The sequence below is a fragment of the Hyphomicrobium sp. genome (assembly GCF_035572195.1).
GTDB lineage: Bacteria > Pseudomonadota > Alphaproteobacteria > Rhizobiales > Hyphomicrobiaceae > Hyphomicrobium_B.
This window is the reverse complement of the sequence record NZ_DATNBA010000003.1, coordinates 13,541-29,981: the sequence shown is the minus strand read 5'-3', so window position 1 is coordinate 29,981 and position 16,441 is coordinate 13,541. Positions and strand designations below refer to the sequence as shown.

Annotated in this window: 19 protein-coding genes; 8 read left to right on the top strand and 11 right to left on the bottom strand. The window is 60.6% G+C overall.

Annotated elements, in window-relative coordinates:
* Positions 1 to 78: 78 nt before the first annotated feature.
* The 4 genes from VN623_RS00360 to VN623_RS00345 all read right to left on the bottom strand — a co-directional run bounded on the left by VN623_RS00360 (position 79) and on the right by VN623_RS00345 (position 2,619).
* A complete protein-coding gene (locus VN623_RS00360; RefSeq protein WP_325566953.1) occupies positions 79 to 312 on the bottom strand; it encodes a hypothetical protein in 234 nt (77 codons plus the stop codon).
* 96 nt (positions 313 to 408) lie between these two features.
* Positions 409 to 1,665, bottom strand: a complete 1,257-nt coding sequence (locus tag VN623_RS00355; protein ID WP_325566951.1) for a CCA tRNA nucleotidyltransferase — start codon at positions 1,663 to 1,665, stop codon at positions 409 to 411.
* Positions 1,666 to 1,669: 4 nt separating this feature from the next.
* A complete protein-coding gene (locus tag VN623_RS00350; RefSeq protein ID WP_325566949.1) occupies positions 1,670 to 1,966 on the bottom strand; it encodes a DUF6111 family protein in 297 nt (98 codons plus the stop codon).
* Positions 1,963 to 2,619 (bottom strand): CoA pyrophosphatase, encoded by a 657-nt coding sequence (locus VN623_RS00345; RefSeq protein ID WP_325566947.1) that lies wholly within the window; start codon positions 2,617 to 2,619, stop codon positions 1,963 to 1,965. Before VN623_RS00345 ends, VN623_RS00350 begins: the two co-directional genes overlap by 4 nt.
* A gap of 163 nt (positions 2,620 to 2,782) precedes the next feature.
* Here VN623_RS00345 and VN623_RS00340 point away from each other — a divergent pair, with 163 nt between their 5' ends.
* On the top strand, positions 2,783 to 3,964 hold the full coding sequence (locus tag VN623_RS00340; RefSeq protein WP_325566945.1) for a hypothetical protein: 1,182 nt from the start codon (positions 2,783 to 2,785) through the stop codon (positions 3,962 to 3,964).
* Between the two features lie 6 nt (positions 3,965 to 3,970).
* Here VN623_RS00340 and VN623_RS00335 read toward each other — a convergent pair whose 3' ends face one another.
* The gene (locus tag VN623_RS00335; protein WP_325566943.1) at positions 3,971 to 5,035 is read right to left on the bottom strand and encodes an alkene reductase; all 1,065 of its coding nucleotides are present in this window, start codon (positions 5,033 to 5,035) and stop codon (positions 3,971 to 3,973) included.
* 145 nt (positions 5,036 to 5,180) lie between these two features.
* Complete coding sequence (gene hemF, locus VN623_RS00330; RefSeq protein WP_325566941.1) at positions 5,181 to 6,095, bottom strand: oxygen-dependent coproporphyrinogen oxidase; 915 nt, start codon at positions 6,093 to 6,095, stop codon at positions 5,181 to 5,183.
* A 137-nt stretch (positions 6,096 to 6,232) separates the two neighbouring features.
* Here hemF and VN623_RS00325 point away from each other — a divergent pair, with 137 nt between their 5' ends.
* Positions 6,233 to 8,110 carry an ABC transporter ATP-binding protein gene (locus VN623_RS00325; protein WP_325566939.1) on the top strand — a complete coding sequence of 626 codons (1,878 nt, stop codon included), beginning with the start codon at positions 6,233 to 6,235 and terminating at the stop codon, positions 8,108 to 8,110.
* A 16-nt stretch (positions 8,111 to 8,126) separates the two neighbouring features.
* On the opposite strand, the gene VN623_RS00320 is transcribed toward VN623_RS00325, so the two are convergent.
* A complete protein-coding gene (locus VN623_RS00320) occupies positions 8,127 to 8,786 on the bottom strand; it encodes a methyltransferase family protein (RefSeq protein WP_325566937.1) in 660 nt (219 codons plus the stop codon).
* A gap of 83 nt (positions 8,787 to 8,869) precedes the next feature.
* The gene (locus VN623_RS00315) at positions 8,870 to 9,337 is read right to left on the bottom strand and encodes a tRNA (cytidine(34)-2'-O)-methyltransferase (protein WP_325566935.1); all 468 of its coding nucleotides are present in this window, start codon (positions 9,335 to 9,337) and stop codon (positions 8,870 to 8,872) included.
* A gap of 239 nt (positions 9,338 to 9,576) precedes the next feature.
* Here VN623_RS00315 and petA point away from each other — a divergent pair, with 239 nt between their 5' ends.
* The 3 genes from petA to VN623_RS00300 are packed head-to-tail and all read left to right on the top strand — an operon-like array spanning position 9,577 to position 12,355.
* Positions 9,577 to 10,149 carry a ubiquinol-cytochrome c reductase iron-sulfur subunit gene (gene petA / locus VN623_RS00310; RefSeq protein WP_325566933.1) on the top strand — a complete coding sequence of 191 codons (573 nt, stop codon included), beginning with the start codon at positions 9,577 to 9,579 and terminating at the stop codon, positions 10,147 to 10,149.
* A gap of 14 nt (positions 10,150 to 10,163) precedes the next feature.
* Complete coding sequence (locus tag VN623_RS00305; RefSeq protein ID WP_325566931.1) at positions 10,164 to 11,480, top strand: cytochrome b; 1,317 nt, start codon at positions 10,164 to 10,166, stop codon at positions 11,478 to 11,480.
* A 14-nt stretch (positions 11,481 to 11,494) separates the two neighbouring features.
* Positions 11,495 to 12,355, top strand: a complete 861-nt coding sequence (locus VN623_RS00300) for a cytochrome c1 (protein WP_325566929.1) — start codon at positions 11,495 to 11,497, stop codon at positions 12,353 to 12,355.
* Positions 12,356 to 12,433: 78 nt separating this feature from the next.
* Here VN623_RS00300 and VN623_RS00295 read toward each other — a convergent pair whose 3' ends face one another.
* Complete coding sequence (locus VN623_RS00295) at positions 12,434 to 13,501, bottom strand: DUF937 domain-containing protein (protein WP_325566927.1); 1,068 nt, start codon at positions 13,499 to 13,501, stop codon at positions 12,434 to 12,436.
* A 263-nt stretch (positions 13,502 to 13,764) separates the two neighbouring features.
* On the opposite strand from VN623_RS00295, the gene VN623_RS00290 reads away from it, so the two are divergent.
* Positions 13,765 to 14,637 carry an S-methyl-5'-thioadenosine phosphorylase gene (locus tag VN623_RS00290; RefSeq protein ID WP_325566925.1) on the top strand — a complete coding sequence of 291 codons (873 nt, stop codon included), beginning with the start codon at positions 13,765 to 13,767 and terminating at the stop codon, positions 14,635 to 14,637.
* 52 nt (positions 14,638 to 14,689) lie between these two features.
* Here VN623_RS00290 and VN623_RS00285 read toward each other — a convergent pair whose 3' ends face one another.
* Both VN623_RS00285 and VN623_RS00280 read right to left on the bottom strand, forming a co-directional pair.
* Positions 14,690 to 15,022 carry a hypothetical protein gene (locus VN623_RS00285; protein ID WP_325566923.1) on the bottom strand — a complete coding sequence of 111 codons (333 nt, stop codon included), beginning with the start codon at positions 15,020 to 15,022 and terminating at the stop codon, positions 14,690 to 14,692.
* Positions 15,023 to 15,117: 95 nt separating this feature from the next.
* Positions 15,118 to 15,549, bottom strand: coding sequence for a hypothetical protein (locus VN623_RS00280; protein ID WP_325566921.1), 432 nt, complete (start codon positions 15,547 to 15,549; stop codon positions 15,118 to 15,120).
* Positions 15,550 to 15,670: 121 nt separating this feature from the next.
* Here VN623_RS00280 and VN623_RS00275 point away from each other — a divergent pair, with 121 nt between their 5' ends.
* Both VN623_RS00275 and VN623_RS00270 read left to right on the top strand, forming a co-directional pair.
* A complete protein-coding gene (locus VN623_RS00275; RefSeq protein ID WP_325566919.1) occupies positions 15,671 to 16,210 on the top strand; it encodes an adenine phosphoribosyltransferase in 540 nt (179 codons plus the stop codon).
* A gap of 1 nt (position 16,211) precedes the next feature.
* Positions 16,212 to 16,439 (top strand): hypothetical protein, encoded by a 228-nt coding sequence (locus VN623_RS00270; protein WP_325566917.1) that lies wholly within the window; start codon positions 16,212 to 16,214, stop codon positions 16,437 to 16,439.
* The last annotated feature ends 2 nt before the right edge of the window (positions 16,440 to 16,441 follow it).

Here is a 16,441-nt window from a genome sequence, read left to right as displayed (position 1 = left end):
GTATGACGGCCCGTGCGGCGGCTTGTCTGCGACCGCACCGGCCGGCGATTTTCCAGACGTTGGTGGTCGCGTGCGCCTTTAGAGTTCGATGCGCTGGAAGATATGTTCCCACGCAAAGAGCAGCACCGTATCGATCACGCCGATCAATAGAAACGCCAACGCGATCGGGTAGGTCGATCTTTCGGGCAGGCCAAGGTCCACGCCGCGGGTCGAAACGGCGAGTGCCGCAACAAGGCTAAGCAAAGCCAAAACGGCGAAGACAATTTGAACGAACTTCAACGAACGCTCGCGTTCGCGATGGACACTGTTCATCAGGGTATTTCCTCGACGCATTACATTACCGAGACCCCGCGGCGGCGGGACCTTACCCTGAGCAAAAGTCGAGGTGAAGCGAATTTTAATATATCGTTAACTATGTGCAGATGCAGCAAGCTCCTTGAGCTTGGCGATTTGGCGCGCGGCATCGGCGGTGAAATCTTGCGCGATCCACCAGTCTTCGAAGGCCTTCAGTACCGAGCCGACCGGCGGTCCGGGAGGCACGCCTAGGGCTACGACGTTAGCTCCAGTGAACGGCATTTTCGGCGCTTTCCAGCGGTCCGGCAGCAGGGCCCGGATGCGCCAGGCTGTATCTCCAGCCGCCGCACCGGAACGCGCCCAGGCGAGGCGTACGGCCCGGTAAAAGGTATCGGGTCCCAACCGATAGAGGAGAGTCCGCGCTGCTGCTTCGGGCGTCGCCGGATCGAGAGCGGGGTGAATGACGGCAGCCTTCTGAAGTACTTCGGATTCGGCGTTCGATAGCCGCAAGTGCTGCGCGAGGCTCAGCGCCTGTGACGGCTCATCGACGGCAAGCGCTGCGAGCCTGGCAAGTGCATCCGGGGGCTGACCGAGCGCGCGCTCGATGGCCTGCAGCCGTGTGAGCCGTTCGGGATCGGCAGTCGTCGGGATCGCCAACTGCAGCACGCCGCTTTCGTGCATTGCACTGACGACTTCCGCCGCATTGCGTGCCGCGAGCAATTTCAAGATTTCGGCGCGGACGCGCTCGGGCGATAGTCGCGACAGGCCATCCTTCAGCGCAATTACTGCCGCGAGGCCGGTGCGATCGAGCTGACCGTTGCCGTAGGCGGCGCTGAAACGGAAGAATCTCAGAATGCGAAGGTAGTCTTCGCGGATACGCGCCTCCGCGTCGCCGATGAAGCGCACGCGACGCTTGCGCAGGTCGTCGAGGCCTCCGACCGGATCGTAGAGAGTCCCGTCCTTGCCGCAGTAGAGGGCATTGATCGTAAAATCGCGCCGCGCTGCGTCTTCTTGCCAAACCGTCGTGAAGGCGACGACGGCGTGTCGTCCATCGGTTTCGACATCGCGCCGGAGTGTCGTCACTTCGAAAGGGACGCCGTCGGCGACGACGGTGACGGTGCCGTGGTCGATGCCCGTCGGATGCGCGCCGAGGCCGGCCTCGAGAGCAAGGCGCATGACCTCTTCAGGCACTGCCGTCGTCGCGATATCGACTTCGTGGACCGGGCGATCGATGAGAGCGTTGCGAATGGCGCCGCCGACGATGCGCGCTTCGGCCTTTCCGGCCTCGAGAGCGGCGAATACTTTGCCGATCGCTGCGGAATGGAGCCAAGCGCCGTTGACGCGAGGGGCTCTGACAAAGGTTTCCGACATGGGATTATGGCTTTGCGGGTTCTGGCTGCGGCGGAGGCAAGGTATGGCCGGGGGCAATTCTGCCGTCTTCGACGGAGGGTGGTACGTAGACGTCCTGCGGGCTGTTGTGGGACCGCGACGAGAACATGACGAGCGTGCCAAGCATTAACGCGGCACCGGCCACGAAAAGCCGCACCAGCGGTGCTTCGCGTACGACGGTGGGCAATCCCGCCCATTCGTTCTCGGTGAAAGCAACCCAGGCAAGGTAGAGGACCGTCGGCAGCATGAACAAAAATATGTTCTCAATGACGATACGGATCATGCAGTGAACAGTCTCCGATAGAGCGTCCGGATGATTCCGGCGGTGGCACCCCAAATATAGCGCTCGCCGTAGGGCATCGCATAGAAGCGCCGTTCGGCGCCACGCCAAATCCGGCTGTCGATCCGGTGATTGGCCTCGCTCATCAAAAAAGCCAACGGCACTTCGAAAACGTCTGCGACCTCAGCCGGGTTGGGCGTCAACTTGAAGCCGGGGCGCACCAACGCGACGGCGGGCGAAATGATGAAGCCTGTTCCGGTGCGGTAGGTTTCGAGATAGCCGAGCGGCTCGACGAATGCCGGATCAAGAGCGATCTCTTCGTGAGCTTCGCGAAGCGCTGCTTCGAGCGGTGTCGCATCATGCGATTCGATTCTGCCGCCAGGGAAGGCGATCTGCCCGGCATGCGAGGACAGGTGTTCCGTCCGCTCAGTCAAAATCAAGCTGAGGGCAGAACCGGCAACGACGGGCACGAGCACGGCCGCGGCTGTGAGGTCTGTGGGAAACGAGGCGGCGCGACCATCGAGATCATCGTCGCCCGGCGCTATTGGCGCGTCGAGCGCTGGGGGAGATTGAAAGAGGCGCGAACGGGCCAATCTCTCGAACTCAGACGCACTAAGGGCAGGCGTCGTCACATTCGTGGCGGAAAGAGGGCTCATTTCGAGATCATAACCGAAGTCGAAGCGCGGCACGACAGGGTGGCCGAACGCTCCTGAATCACGCTACGGTTAAATTGTGCCGCAACTTTGTACCGACATCCCTTGCAAACTGCGACCGCGCCTGGCGAACAGGCGGATGCCGGGGCGTGGGCTAAGCCTTTGGATGCTAATCCTTGCGCTTCTCTGGTTCGGCGGGATGCGGCCTGCTCACGCCATTTCCACGATCGATTTTCTGACCTCGCTGTCGGAGACCGAACTCGACGCATTTCAGGATTGGAAAACGGCGCGGCACTCATACGATCGCCAACTCGATACCTATTGGGATGCCATCGAATCAAAACGGCGTGTACGGCGGCAAAAGCGTTCCGCCAAAGTCCCGTTCGATGCGGACGACTACGTGATGAGTTTCCCTCCCAAATACAAAGGCCCGAATCTAGCCGGGGAGCTCGCCAAGAAATACAATCAGTTCCTTGAAGTTCAGAAGCAGGAGAGCCCTGAGCCAACGAGAGAGCTTGCAACGGTCGCCGATTATTTGGCCGCGGCGAAGCGCGTCTACAACTTTACGCCCGAGCGCGTGTCCGAGAAAGAGTTCAAGCTGCGCTATGCCGAGGAGGCATCAGCGCTTGGGCTCACTAAGGAAGAAGTTGTGCGCGTTTATGCGCTCGAAACGGGCGGCGTCGGTACATACGACATGCAATCCGGAGTCCATCCCTCAAATAAAGGGGGACGCCCGATTTCGAGCGCCCTTGGATATGCGCAGTTGCTCGACGCCAATTCGGTAAACGAGGTTTCTCGAAGCGGCACGACGTTTATTGCTCGTCTGAACGAGAAGCTCCACGAGCGGGACAACACGCCTGAGCGCATTGCTTTGCTGAAGCACAAGATCGCCGTGATGAAGAGGATGTATGCAAACTGCAAGCGCGTGCCCTTCGAATGGGATCGGCATCGGGCGTATGCCAAGACGCCTCCTGGCATGGGCGTGCATTCGATCAACATTGACAGCGATATCGGGCCGATGCTGCAGGCGATGAAGCTGAAGACACTGAAGGACATCGCCGAGAAGCACGGCCACCCTTCGCTTTCGGGGGCTGAAATCGAACTGATGAATTTGGCCGGCCCGATGACCGGTCTTGAAATGATGCAGACACCCGGGTCGAGGGCGCCGACGCCGAACTTCTTCGACCGGCGCGCCTACTACGTAAACAAAATGGTAATCGGGCTCACCGGATCTGAGCTTCAAGCCGAACTCGACCGGCGCATGGGCGATGGCATGACGATGCCCGGAGCGCGTGAATTCTCAGAAGCATTCGATCGCGCCGCGAGCCTGCGGGCCGCCGGGCGCTGACGGCGGTCAGACCGTCTCGTGGGCCAGTGCCGGATAGTCGGTGTAGCCCTTGGGGCCTTGCGCGTAGAACGTTGACGAATCGGGCTTATTGAGCGGCGCACCGAGCTTGAAGCGTTCCGGCAAATCCGGATTGGCAATGTAGAGCTGACCGAAAGCGACGGCATCGGCCACTCCCGCCTCGATCGCGGCCTCGGCGGTTTCCTTGGTGAATTTCTCGTTGGCTATCATCGCGCCGCCGAACATCCTCTTGAGCTGAGGGCTAATCGAATCCGGCCCCTGACTCTCGCGCGTACAAAGGAACGCAATCTTGCGGCGGCCCATCGCTTGCGCCACGTATCCGAATGTCGCGAGAGGATTGCTGTCACCCATTGACACTGCGTCGCCTCGGGGGGCGAGATGCAGACCCACCCGGTCTGCGCCCCAAACGGCAATGCAGGCATCGACGACTTCAAGCATCAAGCGGGCACGATTCTCTATCGACCCGCCGTACGCGTCGGTGCGGAGGTTGGTGCTGTCCTGCAGAAACTCGTCGAGTAGATAGCCGTTGGCGCCATGTACTTCGACGCCGTCAAAGCCGGCGCGTTTGGCGTTCTCGGCGCCACGGCGATATTCCGCGACAATGCCGGGAATCTCATTGAGGTCGAGCGGGCGCGGCACGACATAATCGCGCAGCGGACGCATCAGGCTTACGTGGCCCGTCGGGGCTATGGCACTCGGCGCAACCGGCAAAGCGCCGCCGAGATAATCAGGATGTGAAACGCGACCGACGTGCCAGAGCTGTAACAGGATCGTGCCACCGGCGGCATGAATGGCTTCCGTGATGCGTTTCCAGCCGCCGACCTGTTCTTCCGACCAGATGCCCGGAGTGTCCGGATATCCGACGCCCATAGCCGATACCGAGGTGGCTTCCGATATCATCAGACCAGCAGAAGCGCGCTGGACGTAATACTCGCGCATCAAGTCGTTCGGCACACGACCGGCACTCGACCGGCAACGCGTCAACGGTGCGAGCACGATGCGATTTCTCAGCTTGAATGCGCCGGCCTGCAAGGGCCCGAAAAGCGAAGCCATATCAATTTCCTTGGAGTTTGAAATATCGGGACGTTGGCGGCTTTGGCGGGTAAAGAACTGCTGATCATGTGGCAAGCCGTTGCGGCGTGACAACTGCGGCGGAGCGGCGCGAGCCCCGGCGTGCCGCGGCATTTCGGCGGCACGGTCACGGCCACTTCACAACCGGGGGCATGGACGACAGGATGCTTTCGACGTTGCCGCCGGTTTTGAGGCCGAAGGTCGTGCCGCGGTCGTAGAGGAGGTTGTACTCGACGTAGCGGCCACGGCGGACGAGCTGCTCCTCGCGCTGGTCGTTGGAATAGCTCATCGCATAGTTACCACGCACCAGCATCGGATAGACGCCGAGGAACGCCTTGCCGACATCCTGCGTAAAGGCAAATGCGGCGTCCCAGCCGCCGTCTGGTTCCGAGGGCGTCAGATAATCGTAAAAGATACCGCCGACGCCACGCATTTCGTTTCGATGCGGCAGAAAGAAGTATTCGTCGCACCATGTTTTGAATTTTGCGTAGTCGGCAATCGCGTGAGCCGCGCAAGCGCCGTACATGGCCGAGTGAAAAGCCAGCGTGTCGGCGTCGCCCTCGACGCGGCGCTTGTCGAGAACGGGCGTCAGGTCGGCGCCGCCGCCGAACCACCACTTGTTGGTCACGACCATGCGCGTGTTCATATGAACGGCAGGCACGTTGGGATTGCGTGGGTGGGCTATCACTGAAATTCCGGAGGCCCAAAAGGTCGGGCTTTCCTCGGCGCCTGGAATTTGCTTGCGGAACTCGGGCGCGAATTCGCCGTGGACTGTCGAGGTATGAACGCCAACTTTTTCGAAAACGCGACCGTGCATCATGCACATTACGCCGCCGCCGCCGTCACTACCTCCCGAGGCATAATCGGTGCGTGCCCACGGCGTCACGACGAAGTGGCCCGGCGCATCGCTGCCATGCGGCGCCGATTCAGGAAGGCCCGCTTCCAGCTTTTCGAATGCCGCGACGATGTCGTGTCGCAAGTGCTCGAACCAGGAGCGCGCGGTCGCTTTTTTTTCTTCCAGTGGCGTTTCGGGTGCGTTCATGGAGATTTTTGTACCGTGTCTTGTTTTTGACGGAAAAGACCCTTAGCCCTAACCCGCATCCACGATCAATATCCGGTCACCGTCGGCAGTCGGGTCTCCGTCTCGCGATTGCGTCCGGCTTTGCGTATTATAGGCCCATGTTCAATCGCATTATTTCCTGGTTCGAGACGCGTATCGACCCGTTCGCGGCCGGCGAGGTGACGCGCCCGCCGGACACGCTTTTCGCGTTCTACAGGTTTTTCATACAGCCGCTCTGGCCGTTCTTCGTCATGCTCCTGATCGCGGGCTTCCTCGGCTCGTCTATCGAGGTAGCGCTAATGGCGTTCGTCGGCTCGATCGTCGACCGGATGCGCACAAGCACCGATCCGTCGACCTTCATGACCGAGCACGGCACGATGCTGCTGCTGATGGCGGCCGTCGCCCTCATTCTGCGCCCAATAGTCTCGACGGCGCACGATCTCATCAAGAACCAGATGATGACACCGACGGTGACGACCGGCATCCGCTGGAAGACACACCGCTACGTGCTCAGGCAAAGTCTCGGATTCTTTCAGAACGATTTCGCCGGCCGGATTGCAAACAAGATCATCCAGACCGGAACGGCGTTGCGCGAAAGCATCATCCAGCTGATCGACGCGCTCTGGTATGCGAGCGTGCAGTTTTTCGGAGCCGCGCTGCTTTTCGCTGCCGCCGATTTGCGGCTGACGATCCCGCTTCTTGCGTGGGTGACCGCGTATACGCTGGCGCTCTTCTATTTCGTGCCACGCATCAAGGCGCGCTCGACGGAGGCGTCCGAAGCCCGCTCGATGCTCGTCGGCCGCATCGTCGACAGCTACACGAACATCATGACGGTCAAGCTCTTCGCTCATGCCGAACGCGAGGATGCCTATGCGCGCGCCGCGCTTACGGATCAGATGTCGAAATGGCAGGCGTCGCTGCGCTTGATCACGGGCATGGAGATGACGCTCTACCTACTGAATGGCTGCCTGCTGGTCGGGGCCTGCGGCGCGGCCATCTGGCTTTGGACGCTGCAGTACGTCAGCATCGGCGATATCGCCGTCGTCAGCGGGCTCGTGATCCGTATCGTCGCGATGTCGGGCTGGGTGATGTGGACGATTGCCGACGTTTTCGAAAACATCGGCATTGTCCACGAAGGCATGGAGACGATCGCGCGGCCGAACCTGCTGCAGGATGCGCCCGGCGCTCAGCCGTTGAAGGTGCCACGCGGCGAGATCCGTTTCGATCATATTCATTTCCACTATGGAGCTGGCCGGGCGGCTTCGACGGATGCTCCGCCGCGTGTTCTCGAGGCGCTGTCGCTGACGGTTCGGCCGGGCGAGAAAGTCGGGCTCGTCGGCCGCTCGGGTGCCGGCAAGTCGACGCTCGTCAACCTGTTGCTGCGTTTTTACGACGTCGAGGCCGGCCGCATTCTGATCGACGGGCAGAACATCGCGCATGTCACGCAGGATAGCCTGCGGGCCGAAATCGGGATGGTGACGCAGGATACGTCGCTGCTGCACCGTTCGGTCCGCGACAACATTCTTTACGGCCGCCCGAACGCCAGCGAAGCCGACGTCATCACCGCTGCGCGCCAAGCTGAATCGGTAGGTTTCATCGCCGATCTCGAGGACATGAAGGGACGCCGGGCATACGATGCCCACGTCGGCGAGCGCGGCGTGAAGTTGTCGGGCGGACAGCGCCAGCGCATCGCGATCGCGCGCGTGCTTTTGAAGAACGCGCCGATCCTCATTCTCGATGAGGCGACGAGTGCCCTCGATTCCGAGGTTGAGTCGGAGATTCAATCGAGTCTGGTGACGCTAATGCGCGGCAAGACCGTCATCGCCATTGCGCACCGGCTCTCGACGATCGCGATGATGGACCGTCTGGTTGTGATGGAAGAAGGGCGGATCGTCGAAGAAGGTACGCACGCCGAGCTCTTGAACCGGGGCGGCCTCTATGCGCAGCTGTGGCAGCGCCAATCGGGCGGATTTCTGGCGCGCGAGGCGGCGGAATAAGCCGGCTGCTGACCAGCTATCCCTTGTCGTGCCGGCTATCTGCAAACAACGGCAATTGCCGCGCCACGACGGCGGACAGTTCCGTCCAAGCGTGAAGAATATTGAAAAAGCGCGGGATTTCGGCCTTGTAGTCGAGGTACTCGCGGCCGTAGCTCGCCTCGAGCCAGGGTTCTTCCGCTACCGCCATCAGCGCGTAAACGGCGACAAGGGCGGCGGCGAGCGACGTCGCATGCCAAGCACTCGCCGCGACGCCGAGCGCGGCAAACGCTGCGATGGCTGTTGCGTACTGCGGATTGCGCGTCCACCGATAGACACCACGGGTCGCCAGTCCGCTCGCCTGACAGTACGTCGCCTCGCGGCCGAGAGACCAAAGCGCGTAGACATAGGCGGCGCCCGCCACCGCGGAAGCCGCGGCGAACCCCAAGCGCAGTATCGCGAGTGGGTCGGCGACAATCCGAGTCGCCGCGAGGCGTTCAATCGACAAGACGAGGACGACGACATTCAGCGTCCGGAACAGCGTCCAGAAGGCAAAACTCTTCAGCGATCCGACGGGCGGCGCCGGCCAGATGCGCCATGTGTTGTTGTTTTTTCCGGAGATAATGCCGGCGAGCAAGCCAGCGACGAGAAGCAGCGCAGAGACCGCGCCGGCGATTGCCAGGATCGTGTCGAGCGGCATGGTTCGCCGGGCCCCGTCAAGGACGATCCCCGAGAGATGCCGTATTCGCATGTCACGTTTGCGACAGGCGCTATAGCATGGAGCTATCGTGGATAGCCGTCTGTCTGACGCAGCGCTTCGCCGAGCACCATCGCGGCGGCAAGGGCGACGTTGAGAGAGCGAAGTCCCGGCCGCATCGGAATGGCAATGCGTGCATCGACACAATCGTGCACCGCGTCGGGACAGCCGGCGCTTTCGCGCCCAAGCATCAAGGTGTCGTCCTTGCTGAATTGAAAGTCGCAATGGCCTATGCTGGCGTGCGTCGTCAGAAGGATGAGCCGTCCGCCAGAAGGCTTGGCCGTGTTGCGCTGCTCCATGAACGTGGCGAAGCTCGCGTGGCGCGTCAGATCGACGTGGTCGAGATAATCGAGCGCCGCCCGTTTCAACGTTCGGTCGCTCATGTCGAAGCCTGTCGGACCGATGACATCGACCGGAACGTCGAGGCACGCGCACAAGCGAAGGATCGTCCCGGTGTTTTGGGCGATATCGGGCTGGTAGAGCGCTAAACGCATGATCGCGGACCGTCATTGCACAGTGCGCTGCTGTCCAGTTCTCCCGATGCGCCAAATTGCCTCCCGTATTGGGACGCGGGCGGCCTTGAGGGCCGGACCAAACGCTGTCAGAACGGCGGCGAGGGTAAAAAAAATTTACTGGATCTTGAGTCGGGCGGCCGGACTGAGGGAGCAGGGGCTCACTCCAGCCGGCATAGCTTTTTACAGTCGCTCCCAAGCGTTTCAAACCGGAGGCAGCCGTGACCACTGACGCCTTAGAGCCGAACCGCAGGGATTTCATTGTGGTCGCCGGCAACGCGTTTGCCGCCGTTGGCGCAGCCTCGCTCCTGTGGCCGTTCATCCAGCAGATGAACCCGGATGCGAGTACGATGGCGCTCTCCTCAGTCGATATTGACTTGTCTCCGGTCAAGGAAGGGCAAGCGATCACCGCGATGTGGCGCGGCAAGCCGATCTTCATCCGCAACCGCACGAAGGCGGAAATCGAGTCGGCTGTGAACGTCGACGTCAAAAATCTTCCCGACGCCTTGGCGCGCAACGACGATTTGCCGGTCGATGAGCCGGCGACCGATGCCAACCGCACCAAGGAAGGCCACGAAAACTGGATCATTCTTGTCGGCATCTGCACGCACTTGGGCTGCATTCCGAAAGGTCAGGCCATGGGTGACGAACGCGGTGAATACGGCGGCTGGTTCTGCCCTTGCCACGGTTCGCAGTACGACACCGCCGGCCGCATTCGCAAAGGACCGGCGCCGCGCAATCTCGAAGTGCCACCCTACGCGTTCACCTCAGACACCAAGATTAAGATCGGCTAGGGAGCTTCGCTACGATGAGTGGTCATACTTCGAGCTACGTGCCGACCTCGCGCTGGGGAAAATGGTGGGATGAACGGCTGCCGGTCGCGCGCCTTATGCATGGATCGTTCGTCGACTTTCCGACGCCGCGCAATCTCAACTATCTCTGGACGTTCGGCGGCATCTTGAGTTTTTGCCTCGTAGCCCAGATCGTAACGGGCGTCATTCTGGCGATGCACTATCAGCCAAGCGCCGCCGAAGCGTTCAACTCCATCGAGAGCATTCGCCGCGACGTCAATTACGGCTGGATGATCCGGAATTTCCATTCCGTCGGCGCATCGATGTTCTTCCTCGCCGTCTACATCCATATGTTCCGCGGGTTCTACTACGGCTCGTACAAGGCACCGCGCGAAGTGCTGTGGATTCTCGGCGTCGTCATCCTGCTGGTGATGATGGCCACTGCTTTCATGGGCTACACGCTTCCCTGGGGGCAAATGAGTTTCTGGGGCGTAACGGTCATCACCAACCTCTTTTCGGCGCTCGATACGATTTATAACGGTCTTGGCACCGCGATCGTCGAGTGGCTGTGGGGCGGGTACTCGGTCTCCGGCGTGACGCTCAATCGGTTCTACTCGCTTCACTATCTGCTGCCGTTCGTTTTGACGGGTGTCGTCGTCCTCCATATCTGGGCCCTGCACACGGCCGGCCAGAACAATCCGACGGGGCTCGACATCAGGGAGCCGAGCGATTCCGTTCCGATGCATCCTTACGCGACGTCGAAGGATGCGGTGGGCCTGTTCGCGTTTCTGATCCTGTTCGCCTGGTTCGTGTTTTTCGTGCCCGACTATCTCGGCCATCCCGACAATTATGTCGTAGCGAACCCGCTGGTGACGCCGCCGCACATCGTGCCGGAGTGGTATTTCCTGCCGTTCTACGCAATCCTGCGAGCCTTCACGAGCTCGTTCCTCGGCATCCCGCTCGGGCAATATGCCAAGCTTTGCGGCGTCGTCGCGATGTTCTCGGCGGTGTTGATCACGGCGTTCTCGCCGTGGCTCGATACGTCGCGCGTGCGCTCGGCAAAGTACCGGCCGATCTTCAAATGGTTCTTCTGGTTCTTTGCATTCACTTGCGTGGCGCTGGGGTATCTCGGCTCGAAGCCCGCCGAAGGGGTGTACGTAACGTGGGCCCAGATCTTCACGGTTTGCTACTTCCTGTACTTCCTCGTGGTGATGCCGATCGTCGGCCTGCTCGAGACACCCAAAAAACTGCCGCGCTCGATAACGGAGGCGGTGCTCGGCAGAAACGGGGCGGCGCTACCGTCAGGCGCGACTGCTGCGCCACAAGCGCGCTGACAGGAGAGAGATCGATGATGAAGCGTTTCGCTCAGGCTCTCGGCGCTAGTCTTGCGGCGATGCTGATCTCAGGTTCCGCATTGGCCGCGGAGGCGGGTCACCCGGAAATCGCACGTCAGCCGTGGGCGTTTTCAGGCTTCACCGGCCAGTTCGACAAGGCTCAGCTGCAGCGCGGCTTCCAGGTCTACAAAGAAGTCTGCTCCAACTGTCATGGGCTGGATCGGCTTTCGTTTCGCAACCTCGTGCAGCCTGGCGGACCGGAGTTTCCCGAGCCAGCCGTAAAGCAGCTTGCCGCCGAGTGGCCGCACCAGATCACCGATGGCCCGAACGTTGAAGGCAAGATGTTCGAGCGTCCCCCGCTGTTATCGGACCCGATCCGCGGTCCTTATCACAATGACAACGAAGCCCGCGCCGCTCAGAACGGTGCCTTACCGCCGGATCTGTCGTTGATTGCAAAGGCTCGGGGTGTCGAACGCAATCCGAGTTGGTGGATTCACCCATTCCTGATGCTAGGGGACATCCTCAAGAGCTATCAGGAAGGCGGCGCCGACTATGTCTACGCTCTGCTGACCGATTTCAGTGACCCGCCGGCCGGATTCCAACTGGTCGAGGGGAAGTACTACAACAAGGCCTTCCCAGGACATCAGATCGCCATGCCGCCGCCGCTCGCGGACGGGGCCGTGACCTACCAGGACGGAACGCCGCCGACGCTGGACAACTATTCCCGCGACGTGGTTGCCTTCCTGTCGTGGGCTGCCGATCCGTCGCTCGATCAGCGCAAGCGTATCGGTTGGCAGGTCATTCTGTATCTGATCGTCACGACGGGGCTTCTCTACCTCGGCAAGAAGCGCATCTGGTCGACGTTGAAGCACTGAATCCAACGCTGACAAAAGCTATGAAAAAAAGGCCCCTTGCAGGGCCTTTTTTATTTGCTGATGCGGTTGCCTAGAGCGTCAGACTTTTGAGAGCGCCTCGAGGTTGGCGACGAGTGGTTGCAGTATTGGATTGAGGATTGCCGCGACGCCCGGAATGCCAACGGCCTTTTCGACCGCTGCGGTGATGATTGGAAGCGAGCTTGCCACGAGCGAGGCGATCGGCTTTTTGGCGTCGGCGGAAAGCGGTGCCGCGGCGGTTTTCACATCTTCGATCTGCTTGGCGATGTCCTGAAGCTGTGGGACGGCTGCCTTCGCGGTTGCTTCATCCGTGATGCCGGCGAGTGCCGTTGTCAGGCCGTCGAGCGCTTTTGAAGTCGTGCCGCTGAGATCGGCGTTCATTGGAGTTTCGGCCGGCGTTGTGGCGGCGGGTGGGGTTTCGGGCGTAGTGGCTTTTTCGGTGGTCTTCTGATTGCAGCCATAACTCGTGAGCAGAAGGATGCCGAGCACGCCGAGCGCGATCGCCATAAGCCACTTATTGAGGAGCGGAAGGCCCTGGCTGGCAGTGGCCCGGGCCGGTTCGACACTTGTCTTCAATCTGTCGCCCAACGAGTCGAGAATACCGGTGCCACCGAGCAGTTTCGAGAAACCCGACGGAAGCGCGTTGGCGATATTGTCCTTCTGGCTATTCAAAAGGTTCGCCAGGCCTCCGGCATCGAGGGCCGAACTTTTCTGCGCTTGGCCGAGCTGACCGAGCACGACCGGCGCGAGCATGCCGAGCAGTGAACTGCCTTGCGCTCCACTCAAACCAGCGAACTTGCTGAGTGCGCCGGCGAGCGCATTCGTCGACGATCCGCCGAGCAGTGACGATAAAATGTCCGTGCCGTTTTCAGCGACGGTTTGCTGTTGGGGACTGCCGATCAAGTCGCCAAGATTACTGAGGATCGACGGGTCTTGTTTGGCGACAGCGTTCGAAAGCTGCGCCGCGCCACCTCCCCGCGATGCCATGCTCGTAAGACCGGCAAGAATAGCTGGAACCGCCGCAGATATTGCTTTTCCTACGAGACCCTGATTGGCCCCGAGACTGGCTGCAAGGCGATTGATAATTGACGGGCCGAGAAGCTGCATGATCATTGATACGAGATTCATGGGTTTCACCTTTCCTCGATCACCATGTGATATCGCGTCGTTCAGTGACGGCAGGCCCCGGAGGCGCGAACTATAGCCCACTCAATATCTTGAGCTGCGCAAATTCGCGGGTAAGGTGTATTGCTGTCATACTTTGGTACTGGGACGTTTTCGGTGCGGGACGCGTATTGCGTTATTCCGTCGAGTTGCGCCGTTGCGGAATTTTTGCTCTCAATTGAACAGATGTCATTTACGCCGCGCGAATGACCAGCTTGAGGTAGTGCATGACGGAATCTGTTCTCGGTATCGTCGGGGGAAGCGGCTTTTACAATCTGCCGGGGCTTTCCGAACCGGAGTGGCGGCACGTCGAAAGTCCGTGGGGATTGCCCTCGGACGATGTTCTCTTTGCTGAGATCGACGGACTTCAAATCCGGTTCCTGCCGCGTCATGGTCGCGGGCATAAACTGCCGCCGGGCGGCATCAACTACCGCGCCAATATCGATGTCTTGAAGCGCGCCGGCGTCACCGATCTCATCTCGGTCTCGGCCTGCGGATCGCTGAAAAAGAAATACAAGCCCGGCGATTTCGTTCTGCCCGATCAGTACATCGATCGCACGTTTGCGCGTCAGACATCATTTTTCGGAAAGGGGTGCGTGGCGCATGTTGCCATGGGCGATCCAGTCAGTCCGCTGCTCGTGAAGGCACTCGAAAAGGCCGCGAAGGCGGAGAAAGTCAAGGTTCATTCCGGCGGCACGTATCTCGCAATGGAGGGACCGCAGTTTTCAACTCGCGCCGAAAGCAATCTCTACCGGTCGTGGAATTGCGATGTGATCGGCATGACGAACATGCCGGAGGCGAAACTCGCCCGCGAAGCCGAGATTTGCTACGCGAGCGTCGCTATGGTGACGGACTACGATTGCTGGCACGATGACCACGAAGACGTCGACGTCGCCGCCATTCTAGCCGTGATGAAGAACAATACCGAGAAGGCGCAGCGGCTGGTGGGGCGCCTGGCGCGTGATTTTCCGCGCGAACATCCGGCCTGTCCGATTGGATCGGACCGTGCACTCGAAGTGGCTGTCATCACGCCTGTGGAAGCGCGCGACCCTGAGGTCCTGAAGAAGCTCGATGCCGTCGCAGGGCGCGTCCTCGGGTAGCGGCTGGCCAAGTGGCAAAAGGTGACCGAGGAAATCTCCTAGTCGCGGACGGCTATTTGCAAGGGCGCGACGCGACGGTGGCGCTCCAGCCGGCATCGGCTTTGGCGTACGTCACTTTCTTGGCGGCCGACTTTCCCCAGCTTGCCCAGTCCGAGCCGTATTCACCGGCCGTGTAGGCGTACCATTCCCTGATGGCCGCAGACTTAGCGGCGGCCTTGGTCTTTCCTTCGGCAGTGCCGGCATGAAGGTGATCAACCATGCAGGTGCGACCACCTTCTTTATGAAGATCGTGCATGCTGGCACCGCCGGTATCGTCAGCAGCTGCCGATATCGATGCTGCAGCAAAAACGGCAAGCGCGGCGACTGTGAAAGCGGTGCGTTTCATGTTTCCCCCCGGATCGTGACGGCACCTTCCCGGCGTACGCGACTCGCCGGGTCGCGTCTACAAGTTGAAGCGACCGGGGGGAATGACGGCGCTCGTCAGCCGAAGCCGATCAGAATTTTCATTTTGATCAATGCGGGAAACAGCGATTGCACCAGTGCGCCGGCAAACCAAAGAATGACGCCGAGCAAGATGAGGGCAGGAATTCCCGCCAGCACCGCCTTCATAAAAAATGTCACAAGGTGCACGAAGGGTACGTCGAAGCGGCGGACCGTGGCGGGAGGCGGATGATCGTCGCCACGCGGTTCAATGTCGGCCGAACGGTAGACTTGCGGCCGGGGACCGGAATAATCGTCCGAGCCCGTCGACAGGCTGGGGGCTGCGGCGCGCTCCTGAGCAGCGCGTTCGCGTGCTTCTCGGGCTCTCGCTTCCTTCTCGCGGCGCAACGTTCTCGGCAGGTCGTCGGACGATTCATCCGAGAACAGACCGAAATCCAGATCGACAGCCGCGCCCTGGCCTTGAGTTGCCATCTCGATGTCCCTTACGCAAGCTCGTCTGCCGATGGCCTTAAATCATCCGCTACATCAGCGCTGTGGTACAGCTACCTAGACGCGAGAGTTATTGCTATTTTGCGCCGTCAATTGGGCGGGAGTGCAGCACTTGAAAGATCTCGAAGACCTCATCCGGACGATCCCAGACTACCCGAGACCCGGGATCATGTTCCGGGATATCACGACGCTGCTGGCGGATCCGAAAGGCCTGAAAAAGGCCATCAAAAGCATGGCGAAGCCGTTCGAAGACGAGAAAGTCGACGCAGTGGTCGGCATCGAGGCGCGCGGCTTCATCCTGGGCGGCGCTATCGCCGACCGTTTGGAATGTGGCTTCATTCCGATCCGCAAGAAGGGAAAGCTGCCGTGGAAGACGATCGGGCAGGAGTATACGCTCGAGTACGGAGTTGACGTGATCGAGATCCATGAAGACGCGATCGAGAAGGGCTGGCGCGTGCTGATCGTAGATGACCTGATTGCAACGGGCGGCACGGCGGAAGCGGCCGTTAAACTTGTTCGGCGCTCAGGCGGTACCATCGTCGGTGCGACGTTCATCGTCGATCTGCCCGATCTAGGCGGCATGAAGCGGCTAGGCGCGCTCGACATTCAAAGTCATGCGCTGGTAGCCTTCGGAGGACATTAGCGTGACAGTCGGTTTGCCAATGGAACGGATAGCGGAGGCGATGGCTTGCGTTGCCGCGTGGCGGGCCGATCCCGATGCACCCTGCAATTGTCCGGTCTGCGCCGCGGCGGGGCTCGAAATCATCGACCAATCGGCTCGCCCCTATTCGGAGTGGTACGTGCTTAAATGCGCCGGCTGCGGGCTTGAAGCGACGCTGCAGATTCCGATGCGGGGGCCGCAACCAATCTGACC

What these genes read in the sequence shown, in the direction of transcription:
- VN623_RS00280 (WP_325566921.1), bottom strand. Translation starts at nt 15,549, where the DNA reads ATGGCAACTCAAGGCCAGGGCGCGGCTGTCGATCTGGATTTCGGTCTG.
- hemF (WP_325566941.1), bottom strand. Translation starts at nt 6,095, where the DNA reads ATGAACGCACCCGAAACGCCACTGGAAGAAAAAAAAGCGACCGCGCGC.
- VN623_RS00320 (WP_325566937.1), bottom strand. Translation starts at nt 8,786, where the DNA reads ATGCCGCTCGACACGATCCTGGCAATCGCCGGCGCGGTCTCTGCGCTG.
- VN623_RS00345 (WP_325566947.1), bottom strand. Translation starts at nt 2,619, where the DNA reads ATGAGCCCTCTTTCCGCCACGAATGTGACGACGCCTGCCCTTAGTGCG.
- VN623_RS00300 (WP_325566929.1), top strand. Translation starts at nt 11,495, where the DNA reads ATGATGAAGCGTTTCGCTCAGGCTCTCGGCGCTAGTCTTGCGGCGATG.
- VN623_RS00325 (WP_325566939.1), top strand. Translation starts at nt 6,233, where the DNA reads ATGTTCAATCGCATTATTTCCTGGTTCGAGACGCGTATCGACCCGTTC.
- VN623_RS00350 (WP_325566949.1), bottom strand. Translation starts at nt 1,966, where the DNA reads ATGATCCGTATCGTCATTGAGAACATATTTTTGTTCATGCTGCCGACG.
- VN623_RS00360 (WP_325566953.1), bottom strand. Translation starts at nt 312, where the DNA reads ATGAACAGTGTCCATCGCGAACGCGAGCGTTCGTTGAAGTTCGTTCAA.
- VN623_RS00335 (WP_325566943.1), bottom strand. Translation starts at nt 5,035, where the DNA reads ATGGCTTCGCTTTTCGGGCCCTTGCAGGCCGGCGCATTCAAGCTGAGA.
- VN623_RS00290 (WP_325566925.1), top strand. Translation starts at nt 13,765, where the DNA reads ATGACGGAATCTGTTCTCGGTATCGTCGGGGGAAGCGGCTTTTACAAT.
- VN623_RS00295 (WP_325566927.1), bottom strand. Translation starts at nt 13,501, where the DNA reads ATGAATCTCGTATCAATGATCATGCAGCTTCTCGGCCCGTCAATTATC.
- VN623_RS00315 (WP_325566935.1), bottom strand. Translation starts at nt 9,337, where the DNA reads ATGCGTTTAGCGCTCTACCAGCCCGATATCGCCCAAAACACCGGGACG.
- VN623_RS00340 (WP_325566945.1), top strand. Translation starts at nt 2,783, where the DNA reads ATGCTAATCCTTGCGCTTCTCTGGTTCGGCGGGATGCGGCCTGCTCAC.
- VN623_RS00285 (WP_325566923.1), bottom strand. Translation starts at nt 15,022, where the DNA reads ATGAAACGCACCGCTTTCACAGTCGCCGCGCTTGCCGTTTTTGCTGCA.
- VN623_RS00355 (WP_325566951.1), bottom strand. Translation starts at nt 1,665, where the DNA reads ATGTCGGAAACCTTTGTCAGAGCCCCTCGCGTCAACGGCGCTTGGCTC.
- VN623_RS00305 (WP_325566931.1), top strand. Translation starts at nt 10,164, where the DNA reads ATGAGTGGTCATACTTCGAGCTACGTGCCGACCTCGCGCTGGGGAAAA.